This window comes from Streptomyces sp. NBC_00989, from assembly GCF_045162655.1.
GTDB lineage: Bacteria > Actinomycetota > Actinomycetes > Streptomycetales > Streptomycetaceae > Streptomyces.
The window spans coordinates 6,879,770-6,904,612 of sequence record NZ_CP108728.1 but is presented as its reverse complement, the minus strand read 5'-3'; the positions used below and the strand labels follow the sequence as shown (position 1 = coordinate 6,904,612).

Genomic DNA, 24,843 nt, shown 5'->3' with positions numbered 1-24,843 from the left:
GGGTGGGCCGTCACCGGCCCGCCCCTTTTCGTTCACCGCGCGTCCCCCGTATGCCGTACGCGCCGTAACCAAGTCACTCCATCGGCCGTTCCCGGGCAGAACGCCCGCGCCGACCGACCCATGGATGTCCCTTGCCCAGGTTCAGTGTCATTGTCCCCGCGTACAAGGTGCAGGCGTACCTGCACGAATGCCTGGAATCGGTGCTCTCCCAGTCGTACCCCGATCTTGAGTTGATCGCGGTCGACGACTGCTCGCCGGACGCCTGCGGCGCGATCATCGACGAGTTCGCGGCCCGCGACGCGCGGGTGCGCGCCGTCCATCTCCCCGAGAACCAGGGCCTCGGCCGCGCCCGCAACGCCGGTCTGGAACAGGCGACCGGCGACTATCTCGTCTTTCTCGACAGCGACGACACGCTCACGCCCGACGCGTTGCGCGCGATCGCCGACCGCTTGAAGGAGACCGGCGAGCCGGACGTCCTCGTCTTCGACTACGCGCGCACCTTCTGGTCGGGCGAGGCCCGCCGCAACAAGGTCGCCGCCCAACTCACCGAACAGGGCCCCGCGCCCTTCCGCTTGGAGGACCGCCCCGGACTCCTCCGAGTCATCATGGTCGCCTGGAACAAGGCGTACAGACGGGAGTTCATCGAGCGCGAGGGCTTCGCCTTCCCGCCCGGTTACTACGAGGACACCCCGTGGACCTACCCGGTCCTGATGGCCGCGGAGACGATCGCGACCCTCGACCGGGTCTGCGTCCACTACCGCCAGCGCCGCCAGGGCAACATCCTCGGCACGACCAGCCGTTGCCACTTCGACGTCTTCGAGCAGTACGACCGTGTCTTCGCGTTCGTCGCCGCGCGCCCCGAACTCGGCCAGTGGCGGCCGGTGTTGTTCCGCCGCATGGTCGACCACCTCGCGACGGTGTTCACCAAGCCCGACCGCCTCCCGCGCGGCACCCGCGCCGAGTTCCTGCGCAAGGCCCGTGCCCACTACCGCCGTTACCGCATCCCCGGCACCCCGGTCCCGCTGCGCACCCGGATGCGCCACACGCTCGTCCACTTCGGCGTCCACCGCACGTTCCGCACCCTCCAGGCGGCGATGAGCTGGCGCCGCAGCGCGGTCAAGCTCGCCGCGAAGGCGCTGCGCGCGCTCAGGGCGGCGGCTCTCCAGCTCCACTACCGCGTCCAACTCCGGCTCCCGCTCAGGGATCGCGCGGTGTTCGCCGCCTACTGGGGCCGCGGCCACAGCTGCAACCCGGGCGCGCTGGAGAGCGCGTTCCGCACCCACGCCCCGCACATCCGCACGGCGTGGATCGCGCGCCCCGAGCACCACCACACGATCCCGGCCGCGACCCGCAGGCTGCGCCCGGACACCGCCTCCTACTGGACGGCGCTGGCCCGCTCCAAGTACCTGGTGAACAACGTCAACTTCGACCGCCGGCTGGTCAAGCGCCCCGGCCAGGTCATGATCCAGACCCAACACGGCACCCCCCTCAAGCACATGGGCCTCGACCTCCAGGAACGCCCGGCCGCAGCACGGGACATGGACTTCGCCGAACTCCTCAAAGGCGTCGACAAGTGGGACCACGTCCTGTCCGCCAACCGCCACACCACCCTGACCTGGGAGCGCGTCTACCCCGGCAGCTACACGACGCTCGCCTACGGATATCCCCGCAACGACGTGTTCCAGCAGGCGACTTCGGCCGACGTGCACCGCCTGCGCGAGTCGCTCGGCATCCCGCAGGACGCGGTCGCCCTGCTCTACGCCCCAACTCACCGCGACTACCGCCGCGTCCAGCGCGCCCACCTCGACCTCGACCGCGTGCTGCGCCGCCTCGGCCCGCGCTTCGTCGTGCTGGCCCGCGCCCACTACTGGCACGAGGGCCCCCTCGCCGCCTCCGCGTCCGGCCGGATCATCGACGTCACCGACCACCCCAGCGTCGAGTCCCTGTGCCTCGCCTCCGACGCGCTGGTCACCGACTACTCGTCCCTGATGTTCGACTACGCCAACCTCGACCGCCCGATCGTCATCCACGCCGACGACTGGGAGGCCTACGAGGCGGCCCGCGGCACCTACTTCGACCTGCGGGCCTTCCCGCCGGGCGCGGTCGCGCGCAGCGAGGACGAACTGATCGACATCTTCGCGACCGACCACTGGCGCGGCTCCCGCTCGACCCAGCTGCGCACCGCGTTCCGCGAACGCTTCTGCCCCTACGACGACGGCCGCGCCGCCGAACGCGTCGTACGCCACGTGGTGTTGGGCGAAACCGACCTCCCGCCGGTCGCGCCGCTCGCCGACCGCCACCCGGTGCCGTCGGCCGCCACGAGCCGCACGCGCTCCCCGCTCGCCACCGTGCCCCAGCCCGCGACGTCCCTGCCCGTCACCGACCGACTCTGAACGCCGTTCCCACACCGGGGAGTTCGCATGCCGTCAAGCCCCTCGCGCCCCACACCGACCCGCCCGACCACCTGGCGCCCGACCGGACGCCCCAGGGCCTGTCGCGCGCACTGACCCGGACCCCTCCGGACCACTGGAGAAAGAACAGAATGCCCCGCTTCAGCATCATCGTCCCGTCCCACGGGGTCGCCGGCCGGCTGTCCCTGGCCCTGGACTCGGTCCTCGCGCAGTCCTACGGCGACTTCGAGCTGATCCCGGTCTGCGACGCCCCCGGCTCCCCGGCCGCCGACGTCGCCACCGGCCACGCCGGACGGGACTCGCGGGTGGCCCCGGTCAACTCACCACCCTCCGCGGGCCTGAGCGGGGCACGCAACACCGGCCTACGGGCGGCGACCGGCGCCTACGTCCTGTTCCTGGACGGCGACGACAGCCTCGCCCCGGGCGCACTCGCCGCGCTGGACGCCCGGCTCGCCGAGACCGGTGACATCGACGCCCTGTACTTCGAGCACGAGCGGACCCCGTGGTGGGAGGGCGAGTCCACCAACCCGGCGGCCCCGCTGCTCGCGAAGACCCCGGCGGGCGCCTTCTCCCCCGCGCAGGCACCGCAGTTGACCGGCGTACAGCTCCCGGCGTGGAGCGCGGCCTACCGCCGCGCCTTCCTCACCGACCACCAACTCGCCTTTCCCGAAGGCCGGTTCACGGACCTGGGCTGGGGCGGCCTGGTCACCGTCGCCGCCGAGCGGGTGGCGGTGCTGCGCTCGGTGGTCGTACGGCATCTGCTGCGCCGGCAGGGCAGCCGGCTCAACCTGCCCGGCGAGCACCACCATCAGCTCCTCGACCAGGTCGAGTTGGTGCTCGGCGCGGCGCAAGGCCTGCCGCCCGAGCGGTCGCACGCGCTGTTCGAGCAGCTCTTCGCCGTGGTGCTGAAGACCGCCTCCCGGCCCGAGCGGCTTCCCTCCGGGCACCGCGCCTTCTTCCGCCGGGCCGGACGGCTCTACCGGAGTCACCGGCCCGCCGACTTCCGTGCGCCGGGCGGGAGTCTGGGGGTGCAGCACCGGCTGCTGGCCTCGGGCGCGTACACCGCGTTCAAGGCGCTGCGCGGCGCCAACCGGTCGGCGTCGGGGGCGGCCGAGCGCGTCCCGCGCCCCCGGATGCTCCGCACCCGCCTGCGCTACGCCCGCGACCTGCGCCGCCCGCTCGACCCCAACCTGGCCGTCTACTGCGCCTATTGGGGCCGGGGCTACGCGTGCAGCCCGGCCGCGATCCACGCGAAGGCGAGCCAACTCGCCCCGCACATCCGGTCGGTGTTCCTGGTCGAGCCGGACGCGGTGGACGCCGTACCGAAGGGCGTCGAGCACGCCGTGATCGGCAGCCGGAAGTACTGGGAGGTGTTGGCGCGGGCCAAGTACCTGGTGAACAACGCCAACTTCGCGGAGGGCGTCGTCAAGCGGCGCGGCAGCGTGCACGTCCAGACGCAGCACGGGACCCCGCTGAAGAAGATGGGCGTCGACCAGTCGACGTACCCGGTGGTGGCCGCCGCGACCGGCAGCTTCGCCAAGTTGCTCGGCCGGGTGGACCGCTGGGACTACAACATCTCCTCCAACCGCCACTCCACCCAGATGTGGGAGCGCGCCTTCCCCGGCTCGTACGAGGCGCTGGAGTACGGCTATCCGCGCAACGACGTCTACTACACGGCGACGGCGGATGAAGTGGCCCGTGTCCGGAAGGAGTTGGGTGTCCCGGAGGGCAAGACGGCCGTCCTGTACGCGCCCACCCACCGCGACTACCAGACCGGCTTCGACACCGGCCTCGACCTGGAGGCCTTCTGCGCGGCGGCCGGCGATGACGTGGTCGTGCTGCTGCGCGCCCACTACTTCTACGACCAGGGCCGCGCGAAGAGCAGCGGCCGGATCATCGACGTGACCGGGCACCGCTCCTCCGAGGACGTGTGCCTGGCCGCAGACGCGCTGGTCACGGACTACTCGTCGATCATGTTCGACTACGCCAACCTCGACCGGCCGATCGTCGTGTACGCCGACGACTGGGAGGTCTACCGGGAGACGCGGGGCGTCTACTTCGACCTCATGGAGGCGCCGCCGGGACCGGTCGCCCGTACGCCCGAGGAGCTGGCGCAGGTGTTCCGCGACGGCTCGTACGCGGGGGCGGAGTCCAGCGCCCTGCGGGCCGAATTCCGTTCCCGTTTCTGCGAGTTCGACGACGGGAAGGCCGCCGAGCGGGTCGTACGCCGGGTGTTCCTCGGCGAGCCGCCGGAGACAGTGCCGCCCGTGATCCCGCTCGCGGAGCGCGTCCCGGCCCCCGCCGCCACCCTCGTAAGGAGCTGAACCCGAAGTGCCCCGCTTCAGCGTCATCGTCCCCGTCTTCAAGGTGCAGGGCTTTCTGCGCGAGTGCCTCGACTCGGTTCTGGAGCAGTCGTACCAGGACATCGAGGTGATCGCCGTGAACGACTGCTCGCCGGACGGGTGCGGCGCGATCCTCGACGAGTACGCGGCCCGCGACCCGCGCGTCCAGGTGCTGCACCTGCCGGAGAACGTCGGCCTCGGCCGCGCCCGCAACGCCGGAATGCCCCTGGCCACCGGGGACTTCCTGTTCTTCCTCGACAGCGACGACACCCTCACCCCGGGCGCGCTGCGCGCGATGGCCGACCGGCTCGACGCGAGCGGCGACCCGGACGTCCTCGTCTTCGACTACGCGCGCACCTACTGGTGGGGCGGCACCCGGCGCAACGTCCTCGCGCACGTCCTCACGGAGGTCGACGACACCTTCACGGTCGCCGAACACCCGGAGATCCTCGACCTGTTGATGGTCGTGTGGAACAAGGTGTACCGCCGGGAGTTCGTGGACAAGCACGCCTTCGAGTTCCCGCCGGGCTACTACGAGGACACGCCCTGGACGTTCCCGGTGCTGCTCAGCGCCGAACGGATCGCCACCCTCGACCGGATCTGCCTGAACTACCGGCAGCGGCGCCAGGGCAACATCCTGTCCACCACCAGCCGCAAGCACTTCGACATCCACGACCAGTACGAGCGGGTCTTCGCGTTCGTCGACTCCCGCCCGGAGCTGGCGAGTTGGCTGCCGTACCTGCACCGCAAGATGGCCGAGCACTGTCTCGACATCCTCGCCAAGCCGGACCGGCTGCCCCCGTCCGACAAGGCCGAGTTCTTCCGCCGGACGGCGGAGCTGTTCGCCAAGCACAAGCCAGCGGGCGGCGCGAAGGCGGACGCCGAAGTCCGTGCCCTGGAAGGCAGTTACGCGCTGTACCGGGTGCGGCGGCAGGCGGGGCGGGCCGGGCGGCAGCTCGAACGACGGGCGCTGCAAGCGCGTAAGTCGGCGGCCGGACGCGTCAAGGGCGGCTTGTCCGCACTGCACGCTCGCCGCTCCCTCGACCCCAACCTCGTTGTGTACTCGGCCTTTTCGCACCGCGGGGTCCTCGGCGACCCGGCCGCCGTCTACTACAAGGCGCGGGAGATCGCCCCGCACCTCCGGGGCGTGTGGGTCGTGCAGGACGCGGAACAGGCGGCGCTGCTGCCGCCGGATGTCGAGCACGTCCTCCTCAACACCCTGCGGTACCGCCAAGTCACCGCGCGGGCCAAGTACTTCGTGAACAACGTCAACTGGCCCGGCACCCTCACCAAGCGCTCCGGCAGCGTCCACATCCACACTCACCAGGGCACCCCGCTCAAGTACATGGCGGCCGACCTGCTGGACAAGCCCGGCGGGCGCTTCGGCGTCGACGTCCCGCAGATGCTGCGCCGGGCCGACCGCTGGGACCACAGCCTGGTCGCCAACCGGCACTCGGAGCTGGTGTGGGAGCGGGCGTACCCGTGTCACTTCGCCTCGGTGCGGACGGGGAGTCCGCGCAATGACGTCCTTGTCGGCGCAACACCGGGAGCGGGGGCGGCAGTTCGGGAGCGGCTCGGTATCCCCGCCGGGCACACCGTCGTGCTGTACGCGCCGACCCGCCGCGAGTACGTCCGGGGCGGGCATCTCGACCGGCTGGACCTGGCCCGGTTCGCCGAGGATCTCGGCCCGGAGCACACCCTCGTCGTACGCCTCCACCCGTCCCTCGCGACCGGCCCCGCGCGCGGCATGGGCCTCGCGGACCTGCACCGGCGCGGAGTCCTGGTCGACGCGACCGACGAACCCTCTGTGGAGGACGTCATGTTGGCGTCCGACGCGCTCGTCACCGACTACTCGGCCCTGATGTTCGACTACGCCAACCTCGACCGCCCGATCGTGCTGCACGCCGACGACCGGGAGGCGTACGCGGCCAGCCGGGGCACCTACTTCGACGTCACCGCCGCGCCACCGGGCCATGTGTCCAGCTCCTACCGGGAGTTGGCGTGGGTGTTCGCGTCGGGTGCCTGGCGGGACGAGGACTCGACGCGGCTGCGGGCCGAATTCCGGTCGCGGTACTGCGAGTTCGACGACGGGAAGGCCGCCGAGCGGGTCGTACGGACGCTGCTTCTGGGGGAGGTCGACCGGCAGCCGCAGACCGAGTCCGGTGCGCGGGTTCCCTCTCCTGCCGCCGGTCACGACCAGTTGGCGTCCTCATGAGGCCGCGTACCTGGGTGCTGGTGCTGGCCGCGGTGTTCGCGGTGCTCCAACTCGCCAATGTCACCGGGCGGGCGACCCCCGACACGAAGAACTACCTGTCGTACGCGATGAGTCTGCGCGGGGCGAGCGAGCGGGAGGCGGCGACCGTCGCCATCGACTACTCCTGCGCGAGTCAGGGGGAGATGGCACGGCGCGACCAGAGCGTGAACCCGCTCGACTTCCACGGCAAGGACCCCGCCGCGCGGGTCGCGAAGAAGTGCCGGGACGCGGAGTGGCGGGGGGTGAACGCGCGGCTGCGGGCCGGGCAGACGGGCGGGTTCATCACGCCGTTCACGTCCGAGCGGTTCATGCGGATCTTCGAAGTGCGGCCCGGATACCCGGTGTTCCTGGTGCCGTTCGTGACGCTGCTCGGGCCGGTCTGGGGGATGTGGTCGGCGAGTGTCGTCCTCACCGTCGGGGGTGGGATCCTTGTTTTCCTGATCCTGCGCACGTTGTCCGTGTCGGTGCCGTTCGCGCTGATGGGGCAGGCCCTCTACTACGTGCTGCCGTGCGGAACGACCTCGATGCGCCCGATGACCGAGGGGCTGATGACGGCCCTGACGCTGGCGGCGCTGTGGGGCTGCGGGCTGGTGCTGAAGGGGCAACGTACACGCGTCGGACTCGCCCTGGTGGGTGGTTCATTGGTGCTCCTCTTCACCGTGAAGCACTCGCAGTCCCTGTTCCTCGGGCTGTGCCTGGCCGGTGCGGGCGCGCTGGTCGCCGTAGGGCGAATGCGGCGTGGGCGGGCGCCGGGGCGGGCGTTGGTGGTGATCGCCGCGTTCGGCGCAACTGCCGCGCTGGGAACGCTGGTTCTGGCGAGCGCGCTGCACTATCCGTCCCAGACCGACAGCCTTCAGGACCTGCTCACCGATCACTACGCCCGGCCCGACCGCACGCGCCTGTGGCCCGAATTCCTGCACCTGGAAGCGAACTTCTGGCTGGAGTGGACACGGCAGCAGCTGTGGCAGCCGATGCTCGCGGCGGCACTGGGTGCGGGTCTGTGGGGTGCGTCGAAGCGGCCGGCGTTCGGGGTGTTCCTGATCGGAGCCGCGTTCACGGGGATTCTCACGCAGGCCGCGCATCCCGATGTCAGCGTGTGGGGTGGGCGGTTGATCGTGCTGGTGTGGTTGTTGCCGGTGGTGGGGGTGCCGTTGCTGCTGGAGAGCGTGGTGCGGGGGAAGGCGGCCGCGGGTGTGGCTGTGCCGACTCCGGTTCCGGGGCAGGGAGTTGGGGAGCACGCTCACTCGGTGCGGTGAGGTGGGGTGCGGCGAGGTGCGGTGGGGTGCGGTGGAGTGCGGTGGAGTGCGGTGCAACTAGGTGGCCGACGGCGTGTATGCCGTCGGCCACCTCTGTGCCGGGTCGCGGGAGTGTCGTAGGGACTACTCGATGACGAGGTCGACCTCGATGTTGCCGCGGGTGGCGTTCGAGTAGGGGCAGACCTGGTGGGCGGTCTCGACGAGCTTGCGGCCGGTCGCCTCGTCCACGGTGTCGGGGAGCTCGACGCGCAGGGTCACCTTGAGGCCGAAGCCCTCGCCCTGCTTGCCGATGCCGACCTCGGCGGTCACGGCCGCGTCGGTGACGTCGACCTTCGCCTGCCGGCCGACGAGGCCGAGGGCGCTGCCGAAACAGGCGGCGTAACCGGCGGCGAACAGCTGCTCAGGGTTGGTGCCCTGGCCGTTGCCGCCCATCTCGACCGGAATGCCGAGCTGAAGGTCGATCTTGCCGTCGTTGCTGACCGCGCGGCCGTCACGGCCGTGGGTGGCGGTGGCTACGGCGGTGTAGATCGCGTCCATTGGAAACCATCCCTCTCGGAAGTCTTGGTGGGGGTGACCGGTCCGGGTGTCCGGACCGCCTCACGGCGATAAGTAGAGCACACAATTCAATTGCACACAACTAAATGGCCCACTAGCGCTATCCTGGAGGCATGACCACCACTCCCGCCGCCACTCCCAGCACCGACTGGCTCCGCCTCGACCAGCAGATCTGCTTCTCCCTGAACGCCGCGTCGCGCGCCTTCGGCGGCGTCTACCGCGTGATCCTCAAGGACCTCGGGCTCACCTACCCGCAGTACCTGGTGATGCTGGTGCTGTGGGAACACGGCGAACTGCCCGTGAAGAAGCTCGGCGAACACCTGCGGCTCGACTCCGGCACCCTGTCCCCGCTGCTCAAGCGGCTGGAGACGGCCGGTCTGGTACGGCGTGAGCGCAGCGCGCGCGACGAACGGTCGGTGGAGGTGCGGCCCACCGACGAGGGGGTCGCGCTGCGCGAGCGGGCGGTCGAGGTGCCGCGGCGCATCCTTGGGGCGACGGGCTTCGACCTCGATGAGATCCGGGCGCTGCGGGAACGGCTTGACCAGCTCACCGGGGCGTTGGACTCGGCGACGTTAGACGAGGCGTAGGTGTGGGTGTGGGTGCGGGTGCGGGTGTGTTCGTGGGTGTAGGGGCGGTCGTGGGTGTGCGTGCGGTCGTGGGTGTGGGCGCCAGCTGCATTGCTTGCGGAGGCATGCGGCGGATGTAGAGGGCCAGCTTCACTCGCCCTCGTACGTACTCCTGTCGGCGCGCGAACTCCCCGTCCACGACGTCGAGTTTGACCCGGTCGGTCGGGTCGCCGGGCACCCAGCGCGAGGGCAGCAGGTTCGACTGCGCGACGATCCAGACCCGGTCCACCGCGGCGAGCCGCGCCCGCAACTCCCCCGGGCCCACCTCACGCCCACTGAGCGTCCCCGACCTCGCCCCCGACTCCCCCGACGCCAGGTCCCGGGCCCCGACGAACGGCCCCGGATACGCCAGCGCCGTCACCCGCCAGAACGACGGCAGGAACAACACCGGGTCACCGGGCCGCAGTTCACGTCCGGCTAGCGCGGAGACGGCGGCGAGGTTCTCGGGGCGGGCGTCCGCGGAACGGTCGTTCCGGTAGGCGGGGAGGCCGTGGAGGAAGGGGGCGGTTGCGGCCAGGACGCCGGCGAGGGTTACGAGGTTGGCGCGGGTGGTGAGGTTGGCGAAGGGGGTGCGGCGGAGTGGGCGGCGGGTGGGCGTGGGGCAGGCGGTTGGGGAGCGTCGGGCGCCGGGCCGCAGGAGGGTCGTACGGTCAACTCCGGTGAGGGATGGGCGGCTTGTGGCTGCGGCAGCGGCTCGGCTCCCGCCTCCAGCTCCGGCTACGCCTCCGCTTCCGGCTCTGTCTCGGACGTCAGCTCGGGCTCCGGCTCGGACGTCGGCTCGGGTCCCGGCTCCGTCCAGGGCTTCGATTGCGGCTCCGTCCCGGGCGTCGGCTTGGGGCCGGACTCCGGCTCCGGCCCCAGCCCTGGCTGCGGCTGCGGCTGCGGCTGCGGCTGCGGCTGCGGCTGCGGCTGCGGCTGCGGCTGCGGTTCGGCTTCCGCCTCCTGCTCCGGCTTCGCCTCCGCTTCCGGCTCTGTCTCGGACGTCGGCTCGGGCCCCCACTCCGCCCCCGACTCCCATTCCGGCTGCGGCTCCGGCTCCGGCTCTACGGTCGCCCCCCAGCCGGTGACCGACCCCGCTCACCGCACCCACCAACTCGCGGTGACTCCCGCGCCCAATCACCACCCGCTCAACGTCCGCACGCCGGCCGTTCGGCACGCCTCGCCCCTCCAGCCACAGCCATCTCAGCGCCCCCACCAGCCGATCCGCCCCCGCCGCCACCAGCAACGGCGCACCCGCCAGCGCATACAGCACATACCGCTCGTGGAACAAGGGCCGGAATTGAGACACCGTCAGCAGGAGCAGCGGCGGTACCAGCAGCAACGGCAGGGCTACCGACGTGAGCCGGCCGGAGCCAAGGCCGAGGAGGATCAGGAGGAGCGAGGTCCAGAAGACGATGCCGGTCGGGGTGACGGCGAGGAAGTCGCGGGCGAGGCGTTCGGTCGTGTCCCAGTCCGGGATCCTCAGCCAGGCCACCTGCGCGGACTGGCGTTGGGAGACCCAGGCCAGGGGCAACAGGGCGCCCCCCGCCATACCGACCGCACGGGCCCAGCCGAGCCACGCCGCCCGGGGCACCCGTGCCGCCGCCAGCGTCAGCGCGTGCGCGCAGAGCACCAGGACCGCGAACTCGTGCAGCAGAAAGGTCACGGCGAGGACAGCGCCGTACGGCCACCACGACCGCCCCTCCAACGCCCGCACCAGGAGCAGCGTCGCCCCGGCCACGCCCGCCGCGACGAGGGCGTACGAGCGGCCCTCCTGGGCGTAGTGGCCGGTCAGGGGGGTGATCGCGTAGAGGAGGCCGGCCCAGAGGCCGACGCGGGGGCGGGCCAGGCGGACGCCTAGGGCCGCGACCAGGCCCGCCGTCGCCGCCGCGCCGCACACCGACGGCAGGCGGAGGGCGACCTCTCCGGGGTGGACGACGAGGACGGCGTGCATGAGGAGGTAGTACAGGCCGTGCACCGCGTCGACACCGTGCAGCAGGTGCCAGATCTGCGGCACCGTGCGCCGCCCGACCAGGAAGGTGACGCCCTCGTCGCCCCACATCCCGCCGCGGTCGAGCCCCCACAGCCCCAGCGCGAGCATGACGACCACCGGCACGACCACGGCGACGACCCCCGCACGCGTCCGTCGCCCGTGCCTGTACTCACCCTCACCTTGGCTGTCCACCTGGCTGATTTTGTACTGTTAGCAAGCTCTTACCGACGATTGACGGTGTATTAGCATTCCTGCGGCATTCACCCGGCTTACGATCCGCCGTGATGAACGCCGCCCGTAGACACCGCCTCCTCGCCCTCACCCTCGCCTGGCTCGCCACCCGCGCCGGAATGCTGCTCCTCCTCGCGTACAACGACCTGCCCCTGCTCGGCCGGGGCGGGGTCGCACGGGAGGTGTGGCGCCTGTACCACCACTGGTACGGCGTCCTGTCGCACGGCGCGTTCCCGGCGCACGACCCGCTGTGGCAGTACCCGCCGGGCGCCGGCCCCGTACTCCTGGCCCCCGCGCTACTGCCGGACCTGACGTACTTCCAGGCGTTCGTCGTCCTCACCCTCGCGACGGACGCGCTGATCACCGTGACGCTCGCCCGCGCGGGCACCCGCCCCGGCCACAGCCTGCGCGGCGCCGCGTACTGGATCGCCTGCCTCCCCCTCCTCCTGCACATGCCCCTCGTCCGCTACGACGTGCAGGTCACGGCGTTCGCCGTCATCTCCCTGTTGACGTTGTCGCGCTCCACGCGTGTGTGCGGCGCGTTCGCGGCACTGGGCGCGCTGGTGAAGGTGTGGCCGGCGCTGGTGCTGCTGGGGATGCCGAGAGGGCGGACGACGCGGTCGGTGTGGTCGTGGGCGGTGGGGACGGGGGTCTTGTCGCTCGCGTCTCTCGTGGTCCTGTTCAACAACCCTTTCGCCTTCTTGCGCCAACAGGGCGGCCGGGGCGTACAGATCGAGTCACTCGGCGGCACGGCCCTCGGCCTGGCGACCCACGCCGGCTGGCCTGGCCAGGTGCACTACCGGTACGGCGCGATGGAGTTCACGGGACCGTACGTCTCCACCGTCGCCGACGCCTCCCTCGCGCTCACGGCGGTCGCCTTCGGGCTGCTCCTGTGGTGGCGGATCCGGGCCCGTCGCTGGACCGACGCGACGCCGTACGACGCCGCGCTGAGCGCCGTCCTGCTGTTCACCGTGACCAGCCGGGTCATCAGCCCGCAGTACATGATCTGGCTGCTCGGCCTGGCCGCCGTCTGTCTGACCTCGCGGCACACGACACAGCGCGCGGTGGCCGCGCTGATCGTGGCGGCGACCGCGGTCAGCTCCGTCGAGTTCCCCGTCCTGTACGGCGACGTCATCCACAGCACGTGGACGGGCTGCGCCCTGATGGTCGTACGCAACGGTCTGCTGGCCGCCGCGGCCGTCCTCTCCTTCGTCCGCCTGTGGCGGTCGTCGAGACCACTCCCGGCGACAGCACGCACGCGCGTGCAGTCCCCCGGCCCCTACGGGGAGTCCCAGCAGCTGACCTCGGCACACTCCGGCGCCTGATTGACTGAGGCCCGAATCACGTGGGGGACGCGCCCGCGCGGGTCGAACGACATCCAGTGGACATCCAGTGACGGAGGGGACGGCCGCACATGACCTGGCTGATCACCGGCGGCGCCGGTTACATCGGGGCGCACGTCGTGAGGGCGATGACCGATGCCGGCGAACAGGCGGTCGTCTACGACGACCTGTCCACCGGCATCGCCGAACGCGTCCCCGACGGCGTCCCCCTGGTGGTGGGTTCGACCCTGGACGCGGAACTGGTCGCCCGCACCCTCGCCGACCAGGACGTCACCGGAGTCGTCCACCTGGCGGCGAAGAAGCAGGTGGGCGAGTCGGTGGACCAGCCGCTCCACTACTACCGGGAGAACATCGAGGGCCTGCGCGTCCTCCTGGAGGCGGTGACCACGGCCGGCGTCCCGTCCTTCGTCTTCTCGTCCTCGGCGGCCGTCTACGGCATGCCTGACGTGGAACTGGTCACCGAGGAGACGCCCTGCGTCCCGATGTCGCCGTACGGCGAGACCAAACTGGCAGGTGAGTGGCTGGTCCGCGCGACGGGCCGGGCGACCGGCCTTTCCACGGCCTCCCTGCGCTACTTCAACGTGGCCGGCGCCGGCGCCCCCGAACTCGCCGACGTCGGCGTCTTCAACATCGTCCCCATGGTCTTCGAGAGGCTCACCGAGAACGCGCCCCCGCGCATCTTCGGCGCCGACTACGACACCCCGGACGGCACCACCGTCCGCGACTACATCCACGTCGTGGACCTGGCCGAGGCCCACGTCGCCGCCGCCCGCGCCCTCCAGGCCTCCCCCGGCCGCTCCCTCACCCTCAACATCGGCCGCGGGGAAGGCGTTTCGGTCCGCGAGATGATCGACCTCATCAACACGATCACCGGCTACGACCGCCCCCCGACCGTCCACCCCCGCCGCCCCGGCGACCCGGCCCGCGTCGTCGCCTCCGCCGACCGCATCACCACCGAACTGAGCTGGAAGGCCAAGCACGACGTCCAGGACATGATCACGTCGGCCTGGGAGGGGTGGGTGCGGTTGCATCCGGGGGCTGCGCGGTCTTGATGAGCACAAGGGGTCTGATGAACTCCGGCCCAGTGGACGGCTGTTCCCGGTCGGAACGCGCTCTGGGCGCCATCCTCGGCTCCGCCGTCGGCGACGCTCTCGGCGCGCCCTTCGAGTTCGGTCCCGAAGGCGCCTTCTCCGCCCGGTTTCCGGTGCCCGGTCACGGCGGTGAGATGTGCGGGGGCGGCGGCTGGGACCCGGGCGAGGCCACCGACGACACGCAGATGGCCGTACTCGTCGCGGAGTCGCTGCTGGAGTGCGGCGGACTCCAACTCCCGGACATGTTCCGGCGGTTCCAGCGCTGGGCGAACGCCGACCCCAAGGACATCGGCCTGCAGACCGAGGCCGTGCTGGGCAGTGGCGACCCCTGGAACCTGGCCGCCGCCCTGCACTTCCAGACGAACCAACGGGGCGCCGGGAACGGTGCGTTGATGCGCGCCGCCCCGTCGTCGGTCCACTTCGCGCGCGCGGGGCGCGACGCCACGATGGACGCCGCCCGCCGCATCGCCGCACTCACCCACGGAGACCGCGCGGCCTGGGAAGGCACCGCCGTCTTCCACGAGTTGGTGCGCGTCGCACTGGATGGCGGCGACCCGCTCGACGCCGTCGCGGAGACCCTCCGGTCCGTCCACCCCGACCACCGCGAGCGCTACGGCGTCGTCCTCGCCCCGGACTGGCACCCCGACCTGGCGACGGAGTTCAACGGCGCCGTCTGGCCCTGCCTCGGCTCCGCAGTCTGGGCCCTGCGGACCACGTCCTCCTACGAGGACGCCCTGCGCACCGCGATCGACCTCGGCGGCGACACGGACACTGTCGCCGCCGTGACAGGCGGCCTCGCCGGGGCGGTGTACGGGAACACGGCGATCCCCGAGCGCTGGACCGAGGCCCTGCACGTACCACTGCCGGGGTTCGACGGACGGGTGCTGCGGGCAGCTGAACTCGGGGAACTAGCGCGGCGGTTGGACCACGGGGGCGGCTGACTCACCGGCCGGGAACCCAGCGGGTACGACGAAGCCCTACAGCGCCTTGAGCCCCTCCGTCGTCGCCCGGGCCAGCGCCCCCAGGTAGCCCTTCGGCAGCTTCGGGCTGCGGATCACCACGGCGCGCCAGTACAGGGGGCCGGAGATGAGGTCCAGGGCCAGGTCCTCGTCCATGCCGGGGCGGATCTCGCCGCGCCGTTCCGCCGCCGCCAGGATCTTGCTGGCCACGCCCTCCTGGCCCTCACGCAGCGCCTTCTGCATGGCGTCGGCGATCTCGGGGTTGCGGGCCGCCTCGGCCTGGAGGTCCGGGATGATCTGCGAGGCGACGGGATGCCTCAGCGCCCGTGACGTCACCTCGTACAGCATCCGGAGGTCGCCCTCCAGCGAACCGGTGTCCGGCGTCGGCAGCCCCATCACCGCGATCGCCGACACCACGTCGAGCACCAGGTGCAGCTTCGAACGCCAGCGGCGGTACACCGCCGTCTTGCCCACCCCGGCGCGGCGCGCGATCCCCTCGATCGACATCCGGGCATACCCGACCGCCGCCAACTCCTCGAAGACCGCCGCCCGAATGGCTTCGGTCACATCCTCGCGGAGTACGGCCGCCCCGGCGGGGGTGCGGCGGCGCTGACGTGTCTGGGGCTCGTCGGCGTTCGTCGTCATGCTCCAAGCATAGGGGCGTTGCGACGAAACGGTTGCGTTCCGACGCGGGGCGCGTCGCGACGAAACGGGCTCGTCGTAACGCGGGCGGCGCACCGTCGAGGGGTGGACCGACCGGGGGCGGACGGCGAGTGGGCGGCGAGTGGGCGGCGGGCGGGCGGCGCGTCGGAACGCAACCGGTCCGTCGCCGCGACGCGACCGGCCCGTCCTCGCGACGCGCCCGTTCCGCCCCGACGCGACGCGACGCCCATCACACCCCCAGCCCGCCTGCCCAGACCGTATCGACGCAACAGGCCCGCCCCGGCCCAAAACCTAACGACCCCATCACACCCGTCACGACGAAACGGTTGCGTTCCGACGCCGAATCCGCCTACGCTCACGTTGCGACGATACGGTCCCGTCCCGACGTAAGAGAACGTAAAGAGAAGCGTAAGGAAACGTCAGGCGACGGGGCACGGCAGCCGGACGCACGCACCCCCTCCCCCTGAGCGAAAGCAGCGGATGTGAGCCAGGTCCTCCACACACCGCCCCATTCGCCGGCTCCGGCCGACGAAGACGACCTCGCGGCGCTCGCCGCCCGCCACGGCCTCACGGTCAGTGGTGCCCGCCCCTCCCTGAGCGAGTACGTCCGCCAGCTGTGGGAGCGGCGCCACTTCATCACCGCGTTCGCCACCGCCAAGCTGACCGCGCAGTACAGCCAGGCGAAGCTGGGCCAGGTCTGGCAGGTGATGACGCCGCTGTTGAACGCGGCGGTGTACTACTTCATCTTCGGCATCCTGCTGGGCACGAAGCGCGGCGTGCCGGACTACATCCCGTTCCTGGTGACGGGCGTGTTCATCTGGACGTTCACGCAGAGCTCGATCATGGCGGGCACCCGGGCGATCTCCGGCAACCTCGGCCTCGTACGGGCGCTGCACTTCCCGCGGGCCGCGCTGCCGATCTCGTTCGCGCTGCAGCAGCTCCAGCAGCTGCTGTTCTCGATGGCCGCCCTGGTCGTGATCCTGCTCTGCTTCGGTGTGCCGATCAGCTTCTCCTGGCTGATGGCGGTCCCGGTGCTGGTCCTGCAGTTCACGTTCAACGCGGGCGTCTCGATGATCATGGCCCGGATGGGCGCGAAGACGCCGGACATCGCGCAGCTGATGCCGTTCGTGCTGCGCACCTGGATGTACGTCTCCGGCGTCATGTGGAGCATCGACAAGCTGACCAGCAAGGACCACCTGCCGCACTTCGTGACGCTCGCCCTGGAGACCAACCCGGCGGCCGTCTACATCGACCTCATGCGCTACTCGCTGATCGACAGTTTCCACTCGAGCCAGCTTCCCCCGCACGTGTGGCCGGCGGCGACCGCCTGGGCGCTGATCGCCGGAGTCGGCGGCTTCATTTACTTCTGGAAGGCTGAGGAGACGTACGGCCGTGGCTGAGCAGACCATCGAGTACCACACCGAGCGGACCCGCGTGGCCGCCGACAGCACGATCCCCACCGTCGTCTGCGACGGCGTCGACATCGTCTACCGGGTCAACGGAACCGGCGCCGGACGCGGCTCCGCGACCGCCGCCCTCAACCGCATGCTGCGCCGCGAGAAAGCCGAGAAGGCGGCGGGCGTGCGCAGGGTGCACGCCGTCAAGAAGGTGTCGTTCGTCGCCTACAAGGGCGAGGCGATCGGGCTCATCGGCACCAACGGTTCCGGCAAGTCCACGCTCCTCAAGGCGGTCGCGGGCCTGCTCCCGGTCGAGAACGGCCGTATCTACACCCACGGCCAGCCCTCCCTCCTCGGCGTCAACGCCGCCCTGATGGGCGACCTGACCGGCGAGCGCAACGTCTATCTCGGCGGCCTGGCCATGGGCATGTCCCGGGAACAGGTCAAGGAGCGCTACGACGGCATCGTCGAGTTCTCCGGGATCAACGAGAAGGGCGACTTCATCACGCTGCCGATGCGGACGTACTCCTCCGGCATGGGCGCCCGGCTGCGGTTCTCCATCGCCGCCGCCAAGGACCACGACGTCCTCCTGATCGACGAGGCACTGGCGACGGGTGACCGGTCCTTCCAGCGCCGTTCGGAGGAGCGGATCCGCGAGCTGCGCCAGCACGCGGGCACCGTCTTCCTGGTCAGCCACAACAACAAGTCGATCCGCGACACCTGCGACCGCGTGCTGTGGCTGGAGCGCGGCGAACTGCTGATGGACGGACCGACGGAGGACGTCCTGGAGGCGTACGAGGCCTTCACGGGCGGCGCCGACAAGCCCAAGGAGCCGGCCCCGGCCCAGGCGGGCCAAGTTGCCTAGAGGTCGTCGCTAGAGGTCGTCGCATAAAGGTCCTCGTCCTGGAACACCCAGGTGCGGTAGACCAGGAAGCGGAACGCGGACGCGAGCACGATCGACAGGGCCTTCACGGCATTCGCCTCAAGCGGACCGTGGAGGCCCAGTCCGTGGTAGCCGACGTAGAAGAGGCCGCTTTCCATGAGGACGCCGATGCCGCTGAAGACGAAGAACAGGGCGATGCGGCGGGTGCTCGGGGCGTCGCGGTCTCGGTAGGTGTAGTAGCGGAAGCCGAGGTAGTTGGCGCCCATCGCGACGCAGCTGGCCAGGACGGTCGCGAGCATCGCGGGCCAGCGCAGGCCGTGCAGCAGGGCGTTGAAGATCGCGAAGTTGACCAGGACGCCGCTGCCGCCGACGATGCCGAATTTCACGACTTCCAGGACGACCTTGCGCACCGGTCGGACGGGCTCGGTCACGCGTTCCCCGGTGAGGTTCAGAGTCACGTCACCAGGCTTAGCGGGGCCAAGTAAGTCCTCCCCTCGAAAACGCCTAAGGCACTTCATGAAAGGGCGCCCCGAGCCATTCCGGCCGGGGCGCCCTCATCGTCGTAGCCACTGCTGATAGGCGACTTCTAATGAAGGGTCGTAGGAACTACGACCCAGGGACTACGAGTGCGTCCGCAGCAGTGTTCGCATCGTGCGCATCGCCACCGACAGGTTGGCCAGGTCGAACATCTCCGAGCCCTGGATCTCCTCCAGGGTGGTGCGGGCCCGGCCGAGGATCGCGGTGTTCTTCTCCTCCCAGGCGGTGAAGCGCTGTTCGGGGGTCGAGGTGCCGTTGCCGGCCGCGAGGACGTCGGCGGTGAGGGCCGCGTGGGCCGCGTACAGGTCCTCGCGGATGGAGGCGCGGGCCATGGACTGCCAGCGGTCCGCGCGGGGCAACTCGATGATGCGGTCCATGAGTTGGGTGATGTGGAGGCGGTCGGCGAGGTCGTAGTAGACCTCGGCGACGTCCATCGGGTCCTTGCCCATGCGGTCGGCCACCGAGACGATGTCGAGCGCCGGGAAGGCGGACGAGAACCCCGCCACGCGCGTGGCGAGTTCGGCCGGGACGCCGGCGCCGGTCAGCTCGTCGTAGATCTCCTGGTACCACTCCAGGTCCGCGCCGCGCAGCAGCTTGGGCAGCTGGGACCAGACCTGCTCGACGCGCTCGCCGAAGAACTCGACGGTCTCGGCGAGCTGGAGCGGCTGCGGCCGGTTGTTGAGCAGCCAGCGAGTGCCGCGCTCGCACAGGCGGCGCGAGTGCAGGCGGATACGGGTCTGGACGGGCGCCTCGACGGTGTTGTCGAGGGCCTCCACGCCGTCCCACACCTCGGCGGCGTCGAAGATCGCGCGGGCCGCGGTCTGCGCCCGGACGATCTCCTCCAGGGAGGCCCCGGTCTCCTCGCGGAGGCGGTGCAGGAAGCTCGTACCGCCCGTGTTGACCGTGTCGTTGACGAGGACCGTGGTGACGATCTCGCGGTGCAGCGCGTGGGTGTCGATCTGCTCGGCGAACTTCTCGCGCAGCGCGGTCGGGAAGTAGGCGTGCAGCAGGGTGCGCAGGTAGGGGTCGTCGGGCAGCGTGGTGTGCAGCAGCTCGTCGGCGACCGTGATCTTCGTGTACGCCAGCAGGACGGCCGTCTCGGGACTGGTCAACCCCTGTCCCTGGGCGAGCCGTTCGCGGATCTGGCGGTCGGTGGGCAGGAACTCCAGCGCCCGGTCGAGGTGGCCCTCGCGGACCAGGGTGCGCAGGAAGCGCTGCTGGGCGTGGAGCATGTCCTTGGACTGGGCGAGCGCGTTGGCGATCGCGGTGTTCTGCGCGTAGTTGTTGCGCAGGACGAGCGCGCCGACCTCGTCGGTCATCTCGGCGAGGATCTTGTTGCGCTGCTTGACGGTCATGTCGCCTTCGGTGACCAGGCCGTTGAGCAGGATCTTGATGTTCACCTCGTGGTCGGAGGTGTCCACACCCGCACTGTTGTCGATCGCGTCCGTGTTGATCTTGCCGCCCTGCTGGGCGAACTCGATCCGGCCGAGCTGGGTCAGGCCCAGGTTGCCGCCCTCGCCGACGACCTTGACGCGCAGGTCGGCGCCGTCCACGCGGATCGCGTCGTTGGCCTTGTCGCCGACGTCCGCGTGGGACTCGGTGCTGGCCTTGACATACGTGCCGATGCCGCCGTTCCACAGCAGGTCGACCCGCGACTTGAGGATCGCCTTCATGAGGTCGGCCGGCGTCATCTTGGCGACCTTGTCCTCGATGCCGAGGGCCTCGCGGACGTGGGCGTTGACCGGGATCGCCTTCGCGGTGCGCGGGAAGACGCCGCCGCCGGCCGACAGCAGGTCGGTGTTGTAGTCGGCCCAACTGGAGCGTGGCAGCTCGAACATGCGGCGCCGCTCGGCGTACGAGACGGCCGCGTCCGGGGTCGGGTCGAGGAAGATGTGCCGGTGGTCGAAGGCGGCGACCAGGCGGATGTGCTCGCTGAGCAGCATGCCGTTGCCGAACACGTCACCGGACATGTCGCCGACGCCGACGACCGTGAAGTCCTCGCTCTGGGTGTCGACGCCCAGCTCCCGGAAGTGCCGCTTGACGGACTCCCAGGCACCGCGCGCGGTGATGCCCATCTTCTTGTGGTCGTAGCCGGCCGAGCCGCCGGAGGCGAAGGCGTCACCGAGCCAGAAGTTGTAGCTCTCGGCGACCCCGTTGGCGATGTCCGAGAACGTCGCGGTGCCCTTGTCGGCGGCGACCACGAGGTAGGTGTCGTCCTCGTCGTGCCGGACGACGTCCGCCGGGGGGACGACCTCGCCGGCCACCAGGTTGTCGGTGATGTCGAGCAGGGCCGAGATGAACATCTTGTAGCTGGCGATGCCCTCGGCGAGCCACGCGTCGCGGTCCACGCTCGGGTCCGGCAGCTGCTTGGCGACGAAGCCGCCCTTGGCGCCGACCGGCACGATGACGGTGTTCTTCACCATCTGCGCCTTGACCAGGCCGAGGATCTCCGTCCGGAAGTCCTCCCGCCGGTCCGACCAGCGCAGACCGCCGCGCGCGACCTTGCCGAAGCGCAGGTGCACGCCCTCGACGCGCGGCGAGTACACCCAGATCTCGTACGCCGGCCGCGGCGCCGGCAGGTCCGGGATGGCCTGCGGGTCGAACTTCATCGAGACGTACGCGTGCGCGTGCCCGCCGAGCGCTTCCTGGAAGAAGTTGGTGCGCAGGGTCGCCTTGATGACGGTCAGGAAGGAGCGCAGGATGCGGTCCTCGTCGAGGCTCGCCACCTGGTCGAGCGCCGCGTCGACCTCTTCGAGGAGGGCGTCCACGATCTCGCGCCCGGCGCGCTGCCGGTCCGGCGACATCCGCGCCTCGAACAGGGAGACGAGCAGCCGGGTGGTGTGGACGTTGTTGCGGAGGGTGTCCTCCATGTAGTCCTGGCTGAAGGTGGAACCGGCCTGCCGCAGGTACTTCGCGTACGCCCGCAGCACCATCGCCTGGCGCCAGTTCAGCCCGGCGCTCAGCACCAGCGCGTTGAAGCCGTCGTTCTCGGCCTGCCCGGTCCAGGTCGCGGCGAACGCCTCCTGGAACCGCTCGCGGCCGTCCTCACCGAGGTGGTCCCCGCTGCCGTTCTGCGACTTGGGCATCCGCAGCCCGAAGTCGTAGATCCACGCCGTCGTACGGTTCGAGCAGCGCAGTTCGTACGGCCGCTCGTCGACGACCTCGACACCGAGGCGGCTGAGGACCGGCAGCACGGCGGAGAGGGAGACCGAGGCGCCCTTGCGGTAGATCTTGAAGCGGCGCTCGTCGGGGGCGGCACCCACCGGCTCGTAGAGGCTGAGCGCGAAGGCCTGCTCCTCGGTGAGCTGTTCGAGGTGGACCAGGTCGGCGACGGCGGCGCGCGGGGAGTGGTCCGCCTTGTAGCCCTCGGGGAAGGCGTTGCCGTAGCTGCGCAGCAGTTCGGCGGCGCGCTCCTCGCCGCACTCCGCGTTCAGCGCCTCGCCGAAACCGTCGGCCCAGGAGCGGGCGGCCTCGACCAGGCGGGCCTCGATGCGGTCCTTGTCGGCGTCGGACAGCTCCGGCAGTTCGGTGCCCTGCGGGACGCGGACCACGAAGTGCAGCCTGGAGAGGATCGACTCGGTGTTCCAGGCGGTGAAGTCGACGCTGGTGCCGTCGAGCTCTTCTTTAAGGATGTCGATGATCCGAAGGCGTACGCCCGTGGTGTAGCGGTCGCGCGGGAGGTAGACGAGGGCCGAGTAGTAGCGGCCGTACTCGTCCTGGCGCAGGTACAGGCGCAGCCGCCGGCGCTCTTGGAGGTAGAGCACGGACGTGACGATGGACCGGAGTTCGTCGACCGGGGTCTGGAACAGCTCGTCGCGCGGGTACGTCTCCAGGATCTGCAGCAGGTCGCGCCCGTCGTGGCTGTTGGGCGAGAAGCCGGCGCCCTCCAGCACCTCGTCGACCGTGCGCCGGATCACGGGAACCCGGCGGACGGACTCGGTGTAGGCGGCGGAGGAGAACAGGCCCAGGAAGCGGCGCTCGCCGACGACCTCGCCGTTCTCGTCGAACTTCTTCACACCCACGTAGTCGAGATACGACGGACGGTGCACCGTGGAACGGCTGTTGGCCTTCGTGAGGACGAGGAGCTTGTGCTCGCGGGCCTTGGCCCGGGCGTCGGCCGGGAGCCGCTCGAAGGACGGGCTCACCGGGTGGCTGTCCTCGGCGCCGTGCTGCGGGTCGGAGCGCAGGATGCCGAGGCCGGTACCGGGGACGGCGGCCAGCGAGTCGTCCTCGCGCAGCTGATACTCGCGGTAGCCGAGGAAGGTGAAGTGGTCGGCGGCCAGCCAGCGCAGCAGCTCGCGGGCCTCCCCGACCTCACTGGAGGGCAGGTCGGAGGCGGTCGGCTCGGCGGGCAGCTCATCTGCCATCCGCAGGGCCAGGTCCCGCATCTTCTCCCAGTCCTCGACGGCCTCACGGACGTCGGACAGGACACGCAGCAGGTCGGCGGTGATCTGCTTCAGGTCGGCGCGGTCGGTCTCGCGGTCGATCTGTACGTGGATCCAGGACTCGGTGTGCGCGTCGTGCGGCAGCTCGCCGGCGGGCGGGGTGGTGAGTACCTCGATGAGCTTGCCGGTGAGGTCGCGGCGGACGACGACCTGCGGGTGGATGACGACGTGGATGCCGCGGCCCTGGCGGGTCAGCTCGTTGGTCACCGAGTCGACGAGGAAGGGCACGTCGTCGGTGACGACCTCGACGACGGTGTGGCTGCACGTCCAGCCGTTCTCCTCGACCGTCGGGGTGTGCACCCGTACGTTCGCCGTGCCCTGGGGTCGGGTCTCGGCCAGCCGGTAGTGGGAGTAGGCGGCTCCGAAGACATCGACCGGGTCGCGGTCGGCGAGGTCCTCCGGGGCGGTGTGCAGGTAGTAGCGCTGGAGGAACGCGAGCACGGTGTCCCGGTCTGGAGTGCTCTCGTCCGTCGTCCCGGTCGGTAGGTGCCCCCCGACCGGGCTGTTCTCAGCTACCCGGGCAGCCCTCTCGAGCAACTCGGCCTTTGCTTCGTCCAGCTTGGTCTGCATTGTCCTCTGGCTCCTGTCGCGCGCCGTTGCGTGACGTAGAAGGAAGTACGGTGTCTTCCCCTGCGGCTCGACGCCACGGCCCGGGTTCTCCGGTCTGCTCAGACGCTATGCCGCAAGGTGAGATGAGCGGTGGGTTATCAGCCATTTTCGGCACGCCCGTAAGGTGTGACGCTGCTCTCTGTCGCGTCGGTACCCGGGGTGTGCACGGCGTCCTGGGAGCCCTTGGAGCTCCGTCCCGCCCGCGAAGGTCTGTCGGACAGACCCTGGGACCAGCGACCGCCGCCCGGTCACGGATGTCGTCCGTGGTCGCCGGGCGCGGAGCAGGGGCGACGATGCCCCCGCGAAATATCGCGCTGATCACGCCACAAGGCTATCTCTCCTCACCGGGGGCTCGTCACGAGCCGGATGTGTACAAAACCGAGGGTGGAACTTTGACGTTATGCACAGGGGCGCAGCACATGAAATGGTCGTATTCACGGGCAGTCGGGACGGTGACGGGATCCGGACTGCAAGGCCCCTTGGCAAGCACCCCGGCGCGAGGCACGTTGCCTATGAACTCGGGAGCCCACGAGGCCGCGAGCCCATGACCCCACGAACCCATGGGCCCTTGAGCCCGTGACGCCCGACGCTCACGAGCCCACGGACCCGTGAGCCCATGACGCCCGGCGGAGACGCACGCCACAGCCACAGAGGAGCGCACCGACATGACAGCGAAGATCCTCATCGTCACCGGCGACGCAGCGGAGTCGCTGGAGGTCCTCTACCCCTACCAACGCCTGCGCGAGGAGGGCTACGAGGTCCACATCGCGGCCCCCGAGCGCAAGAAGCTCCAGTTCGTCGTCCATGACTTCGAACCCGGCTTCGACACCTACACCGAGAAGCCCGGCTACACCTGGCCCGCCGATCTCGCTTTCTCCGAGGTCGATCCCGGCCAGTACGCGGCTCTCGTCATCCCCGGCGGGCGGGCCCCCGAGTACCTCCGCAACGATCCCGAACTCCGCAAGATCCTCAAGTCCTTCTTCGACACGGACAAGCCCGTGGCCCAGATCTGCCACGGCCCCCTGCTCACCGCCGCGATCGACGGCCTGCGCGGCCGGCGCGTCACGGCGTACCCGGCGCTCGAACTCGACATGCAGTCCGCCGGCGCGACCTTCCAGGACGCCGAGACGGTGGTCGACGGCACGCTGGTCTCCGCTCGCGCGTGGCCGGATCACTCCAGCTGGATGCGGGAGTTCCTGACGGTGCTGCGGGCGAAGGCACCGGTGACGTGACGTCGGCGGTCGGCGGGACGTGACGGGGGTGCGCGGC

General features: G+C 70.5%; 16 protein-coding genes. 11 read left to right on the top strand and 5 right to left on the bottom strand.

Annotation, left to right across the window (positions count from 1 at the left end):
- Nucleotides 1-131 precede the first annotated feature (131 nt).
- The 4 genes from OG714_RS30720 (at nt 132) to OG714_RS30705 (ending at nt 8,263) form a co-directional block, all read left to right on the top strand.
- Nucleotides 132-2,393, top strand: coding sequence for a CDP-glycerol glycerophosphotransferase family protein (locus OG714_RS30720; RefSeq protein WP_406125820.1), 2,262 nt, complete (start codon nt 132-134; stop codon nt 2,391-2,393).
- Between the two features lie 149 nt (nt 2,394-2,542).
- On the top strand, nt 2,543-4,735 hold the full coding sequence (locus OG714_RS30715) for a CDP-glycerol glycerophosphotransferase family protein (protein WP_406125818.1): 2,193 nt from the start codon (nt 2,543-2,545) through the stop codon (nt 4,733-4,735).
- A 7-nt stretch (nt 4,736-4,742) separates the two neighbouring features.
- Nucleotides 4,743-6,968 carry a CDP-glycerol glycerophosphotransferase family protein gene (locus tag OG714_RS30710; RefSeq protein ID WP_406125816.1) on the top strand — a complete coding sequence of 742 codons (2,226 nt, stop codon included), beginning with the start codon at nt 4,743-4,745 and terminating at the stop codon, nt 6,966-6,968.
- Nucleotides 6,965-8,263: a hypothetical protein gene (locus tag OG714_RS30705; RefSeq protein ID WP_406125814.1), complete on the top strand. Its 1,299-nt coding sequence runs from the start codon at nt 6,965-6,967 to the stop codon at nt 8,261-8,263. The genes OG714_RS30710 and OG714_RS30705 overlap by 4 nt, the downstream gene beginning before the upstream one ends.
- A 123-nt stretch (nt 8,264-8,386) precedes the next feature.
- On the opposite strand, the gene OG714_RS30700 is transcribed toward OG714_RS30705, so the two are convergent.
- The gene (locus OG714_RS30700) at nt 8,387-8,800 is read right to left on the bottom strand and encodes an organic hydroperoxide resistance protein (protein ID WP_019056748.1); all 414 of its coding nucleotides are present in this window, start codon (nt 8,798-8,800) and stop codon (nt 8,387-8,389) included.
- Between the two features lie 131 nt (nt 8,801-8,931).
- Here OG714_RS30700 and OG714_RS30695 point away from each other — a divergent pair, with 131 nt between their 5' ends.
- Nucleotides 8,932-9,405: a MarR family winged helix-turn-helix transcriptional regulator gene (locus tag OG714_RS30695; RefSeq protein WP_406125811.1), complete on the top strand. Its 474-nt coding sequence runs from the start codon at nt 8,932-8,934 to the stop codon at nt 9,403-9,405.
- On the opposite strand, the gene OG714_RS30690 is transcribed toward OG714_RS30695, so the two are convergent.
- The gene (locus tag OG714_RS30690) at nt 9,365-11,524 is read right to left on the bottom strand and encodes a hypothetical protein (protein WP_406132018.1); all 2,160 of its coding nucleotides are present in this window, start codon (nt 11,522-11,524) and stop codon (nt 9,365-9,367) included. The two genes, OG714_RS30695 and OG714_RS30690, sit on opposite strands and share 41 nt — an antisense overlap.
- 176 nt (nt 11,525-11,700) lie before the next feature.
- Here OG714_RS30690 and OG714_RS30685 point away from each other — a divergent pair, with 176 nt between their 5' ends.
- From OG714_RS30685 to OG714_RS30675, 3 genes are all read left to right on the top strand, one after another.
- Complete coding sequence (locus OG714_RS30685; RefSeq protein WP_406125809.1) at nt 11,701-12,972, top strand: glycosyltransferase 87 family protein; 1,272 nt, start codon at nt 11,701-11,703, stop codon at nt 12,970-12,972.
- An 89-nt stretch (nt 12,973-13,061) separates the two neighbouring features.
- Complete coding sequence (galE, locus tag OG714_RS30680; protein WP_406125807.1) at nt 13,062-14,042, top strand: UDP-glucose 4-epimerase GalE; 981 nt, start codon at nt 13,062-13,064, stop codon at nt 14,040-14,042.
- A gap of 17 nt (nt 14,043-14,059) precedes the next feature.
- Nucleotides 14,060-15,022 carry an ADP-ribosylglycohydrolase family protein gene (locus OG714_RS30675; RefSeq protein WP_406125805.1) on the top strand — a complete coding sequence of 321 codons (963 nt, stop codon included), beginning with the start codon at nt 14,060-14,062 and terminating at the stop codon, nt 15,020-15,022.
- Between the two features lie 36 nt (nt 15,023-15,058).
- Here the strand turns inward: OG714_RS30675 and OG714_RS30670 are convergent, their stop codons facing one another.
- Nucleotides 15,059-15,685 (bottom strand): TetR/AcrR family transcriptional regulator, encoded by a 627-nt coding sequence (locus OG714_RS30670; protein ID WP_328682918.1) that lies wholly within the window; start codon nt 15,683-15,685, stop codon nt 15,059-15,061.
- A 500-nt stretch (nt 15,686-16,185) separates the two neighbouring features.
- Here OG714_RS30670 and OG714_RS30665 point away from each other — a divergent pair, with 500 nt between their 5' ends.
- Together OG714_RS30665 and OG714_RS30660 are read left to right on the top strand one after the other, a co-directional pair.
- Nucleotides 16,186-17,103 carry an ABC transporter permease gene (locus OG714_RS30665; RefSeq protein ID WP_406125802.1) on the top strand — a complete coding sequence of 306 codons (918 nt, stop codon included), beginning with the start codon at nt 16,186-16,188 and terminating at the stop codon, nt 17,101-17,103.
- A complete protein-coding gene (locus tag OG714_RS30660; protein WP_406125800.1) occupies nt 17,096-17,965 on the top strand; it encodes an ABC transporter ATP-binding protein in 870 nt (289 codons plus the stop codon). Before OG714_RS30665 ends, OG714_RS30660 begins: the two co-directional genes overlap by 8 nt.
- Here OG714_RS30660 and OG714_RS30655 read toward each other — a convergent pair.
- Both OG714_RS30655 and OG714_RS30650 read right to left on the bottom strand, forming a co-directional pair.
- The gene (locus OG714_RS30655) at nt 17,962-18,441 is read right to left on the bottom strand and encodes a GtrA family protein (protein WP_406125798.1); all 480 of its coding nucleotides are present in this window, start codon (nt 18,439-18,441) and stop codon (nt 17,962-17,964) included. The genes OG714_RS30660 and OG714_RS30655 overlap by 4 nt on opposite strands.
- Nucleotides 18,442-18,603: 162 nt before the next feature.
- Nucleotides 18,604-23,535 (bottom strand): NAD-glutamate dehydrogenase, encoded by a 4,932-nt coding sequence (locus tag OG714_RS30650; RefSeq protein WP_406125797.1) that lies wholly within the window; start codon nt 23,533-23,535, stop codon nt 18,604-18,606.
- A 704-nt stretch (nt 23,536-24,239) separates the two neighbouring features.
- On the opposite strand from OG714_RS30650, the gene OG714_RS30645 reads away from it, so the two are divergent.
- On the top strand, nt 24,240-24,806 hold the full coding sequence (locus OG714_RS30645) for a DJ-1/PfpI family protein (protein ID WP_019056759.1): 567 nt from the start codon (nt 24,240-24,242) through the stop codon (nt 24,804-24,806).
- Nucleotides 24,807-24,843: the final 37 nt, after the last annotated feature.

Coding starts and splice junctions, on each gene's coding strand:
- OG714_RS30715 (WP_406125818.1), top strand. CDS start 2,543: ATGCCCCGCTTCAGCATCATCGTCCCGTCCCACGGGGTCGCCGGCCGG.
- OG714_RS30705 (WP_406125814.1), top strand. CDS start 6,965: ATGAGGCCGCGTACCTGGGTGCTGGTGCTGGCCGCGGTGTTCGCGGTG.
- OG714_RS30700 (WP_019056748.1), bottom strand. CDS start 8,800: ATGGACGCGATCTACACCGCCGTAGCCACCGCCACCCACGGCCGTGAC.
- OG714_RS30695 (WP_406125811.1), top strand. CDS start 8,932: ATGACCACCACTCCCGCCGCCACTCCCAGCACCGACTGGCTCCGCCTC.
- OG714_RS30690 (WP_406132018.1), bottom strand. CDS start 11,524: ATGCTCGCGCTGGGGCTGTGGGGGCTCGACCGCGGCGGGATGTGGGGC.
- OG714_RS30685 (WP_406125809.1), top strand. CDS start 11,701: ATGAACGCCGCCCGTAGACACCGCCTCCTCGCCCTCACCCTCGCCTGG.
- galE (WP_406125807.1), top strand. CDS start 13,062: ATGACCTGGCTGATCACCGGCGGCGCCGGTTACATCGGGGCGCACGTC.
- OG714_RS30675 (WP_406125805.1), top strand. CDS start 14,060: ATGAACTCCGGCCCAGTGGACGGCTGTTCCCGGTCGGAACGCGCTCTG.
- OG714_RS30670 (WP_328682918.1), bottom strand. CDS start 15,685: ATGACGACGAACGCCGACGAGCCCCAGACACGTCAGCGCCGCCGCACC.
- OG714_RS30650 (WP_406125797.1), bottom strand. CDS start 23,535: ATGCAGACCAAGCTGGACGAAGCAAAGGCCGAGTTGCTCGAGAGGGCT.
- OG714_RS30645 (WP_019056759.1), top strand. CDS start 24,240: ATGACAGCGAAGATCCTCATCGTCACCGGCGACGCAGCGGAGTCGCTG.